The sequence below is a fragment of the Eubacterium sp. AF22-8LB genome, assembly GCF_003458715.1.
GTDB lineage: Bacteria > Bacillota_I > Bacilli_A > Erysipelotrichales > Erysipelotrichaceae > Holdemanella.
In genome coordinates, this window is the sequence record NZ_QRVI01000052.1 from 633 (window position 1) to 2,987 (window position 2,355).

The following is a 2,355-nucleotide window of genomic DNA, read 5'->3' on the forward strand; positions in this document are numbered from 1 at the left end:
ACCATTGAACTACACCTGCAAATATAAGTGGTGACCCGTGGGCGATTCGAACGCCCGACCCTTTGATTAAAAGTCAAATGCTCTACCAACTGAGCTAACGGGTCACAAGTGGTGCCGACTATAGGAATTGAACCCACAACCTACTGATTACAAGTCAGTTGCTCTACCAATTGAGCTAAGTCGGCATTTAAATGGTGGAGGTTAACGGACTCGAACCGCTGACCCTCTGCTTGTAAGGCAGATGCTCTCCCAACTGAGCTAAACCTCCAAAACTTGCCATACAAAGGGATTAAAATAAATGGAGCAGGTGATGAGAATCGAACTCACGTAGTCAGCTTGGAAGGCTGAAGTTCTACCATTGAACTACACCTGCAACAAATAATGGCTGGGGTACCTGGATTCGAACCAGGGAAATGCAGGAGTCAAAGTCCTGTGCCTTACCGCTTGGCTATACCCCAATAAGTGGTGGAGAAGGACAGATTCGAACTGCCGAACCGAAAGGAACTGAGTTACAGTCAGCCGCGTTTAGCCACTTCGCTACTTCTCCATCATATGGTGGAGGTTAACGGACTCGAACCGCTGACCCTCTGCTTGTAAGGCAGATGCTCTCCCAACTGAGCTAAACCTCCATGTTTTTTTTGCTGCAAACTCGTTTGCGCTCATTTATATTACCAAAGGATGTTTGGGATGTCAACGGAATTTTTAATTTTTTTTATGAATTTTTCAAATTTTATTTCAATTGCCTTTATATAAAGCTTTTTTATCATCTCATTATTTATTCTTTTTTGTTCAAAACTCAAATAATGATCATGAACAACATACATTCTCGGAAAAATTACATTATATTTTTTTCCAAAAACAAACTTCTCTTTCGTACAATTTAACCGATCTATTAAGATTGGATCCGAAACATAATGAATATACATATTATATATTTGATTTGATTTATGAAGTTTCTCCTTTGAATCCGGAAATATCAAATAAATCGGAATACCCATCTTTTTAAAATTCGGCGTCCACAATAAAAATAAATCATGATACCCCATCGTCTTTTCTAATTCTATAGAATCCAATACAACCAATAAGGACGTTTCTTTTATATTATATAATTTGATAGTTTCAATTTTATTCATTTGTATATGTAGGAATGCATGCTTATTGTATCACAATTTATCCTGGTGTAAAATAAAGTCATATATGGGATTAAGGAGGGATCATATGATCCGTATGGGAATTGATTTAGGTACAAACTACATACGACTTTGTACGCAAGAAGATGGATTACTATATAATGAGCCTTGCATGGTTGCACTGGATAATCAAAACCACGTTTTAGGCATTGGCGAAGATGCCAAAGATTTAATTGGAACAATGGATTCAAATGTAAGAATCATATCTCCATTACGCGAAAATCCAATCAACTTTGATGTTCTTGACATACTATTAGACCAATTACTTTATGAACACAAAGCTTTTCGCATGTTTCAAAAAACAATTTTATTAGTCAGCTACCCAACTAGCTTCAGCAAAGAATCTTGCGATATATTAAAAGAACACCTTGAAGAGCTTGGAGCCTATCGCGTTTATTTTGAACAAGAAATCTGGATTGCCGCTATTGGTGCAAAATTAGATTTATTCTTACCCGTCGCAAGCTGCGTATTAAATATTGGATCATCCAATTGCGACATCGCATTATTTATGAATGGAAAAATGGAAAAGAAATCTCGCTGCAATATCTCCGGAGTTACAATCAACAGCACCTTAAAGAATTGGCTATTCCATTCATATAATATAAACGCATCTTCCAAACAAGTCGAAAAAATCAAACGTAAAATAGGACAAGTTATGGTCCAACAAAATCCAAAATCAATTGAAGTTGTTGGAATGGACCGAAATACACACGTATTAAAATCAATTACGATCAATGAAAATCAAGTTGTCGGTATTTTAGCACCTCTTGTTCAACAATGGTCAAACTGGATTTTACAATTTTTATCCAGCTTACCACTTACAGCACAACAAGATGTAAAGACACGCGGAATCATTTGTTGCGGCGGTTCTATGTTATTGAAAGGACTACCTGCATATCTGCAAAATACAGTAGGCTGTCCAATCTTTGTTACGGATGATCCAATCAACACGGTTTCAGCTGGATTAATGATTTTATTATCACGTTTAGAAGATTAAGCTTAATTTAAGTATTATTGTTTAATATATAAACAGAAAACAGCTAAACACTTATTCATATCTTATTCCCTTTTCTCTTATTGCTGTTTCTAAAGCTCCCAATGGGAGCTTTCAGACTGTTGACAAAGTGACTGTCGACAGTCTTTTTAAAATCTGATAGAATATCTG

At 36.3% G+C, this 2,355-nt stretch carries 2 protein-coding genes and 8 tRNA genes (1 of these 10 cut by a window edge); 1 reads left to right on the forward strand and 9 read right to left on the reverse strand.

Annotated features, from left to right (window positions below; genetic code table 11):
• From DWY01_RS11710 to DWY01_RS11290, 9 genes are all read right to left on the reverse strand, one after another.
• A tRNA-Gly gene (locus DWY01_RS11710) sits at positions 1 to 19 on the reverse strand (it extends 76 nt beyond the left edge of the window).
• Positions 20 to 28: 9 nt separating this feature from the next.
• Positions 29 to 104, reverse strand: a tRNA-Lys gene (locus DWY01_RS11255).
• A 5-nt stretch (positions 105 to 109) separates the two neighbouring features.
• Positions 110 to 185, reverse strand: a tRNA-Thr gene (locus DWY01_RS11260).
• A 7-nt stretch (positions 186 to 192) separates the two neighbouring features.
• Positions 193 to 268 (reverse strand) — tRNA-Val (locus DWY01_RS11265).
• A gap of 31 nt (positions 269 to 299) precedes the next feature.
• A tRNA-Gly gene (locus tag DWY01_RS11270) sits at positions 300 to 373 on the reverse strand.
• Positions 374 to 382: 9 nt separating this feature from the next.
• Positions 383 to 458 (reverse strand) — tRNA-Gln (locus DWY01_RS11275).
• 5 nt (positions 459 to 463) lie between these two features.
• Positions 464 to 547, reverse strand: a tRNA-Tyr gene (locus DWY01_RS11280).
• A gap of 6 nt (positions 548 to 553) precedes the next feature.
• A tRNA-Val gene (locus DWY01_RS11285) sits at positions 554 to 629 on the reverse strand.
• A gap of 39 nt (positions 630 to 668) precedes the next feature.
• Positions 669 to 1,133 (reverse strand): hypothetical protein, encoded by a 465-nt coding sequence (locus DWY01_RS11290; RefSeq protein ID WP_117996202.1) that lies wholly within the window; start codon positions 1,131 to 1,133, stop codon positions 669 to 671.
• A gap of 85 nt (positions 1,134 to 1,218) precedes the next feature.
• Here DWY01_RS11290 and DWY01_RS11295 point away from each other — a divergent pair, with 85 nt between their 5' ends.
• Positions 1,219 to 2,187, forward strand: coding sequence for a rod shape-determining protein (locus tag DWY01_RS11295; protein WP_117996203.1), 969 nt, complete (start codon positions 1,219 to 1,221; stop codon positions 2,185 to 2,187).
• The last annotated feature ends 168 nt before the right edge of the window (positions 2,188 to 2,355 follow it).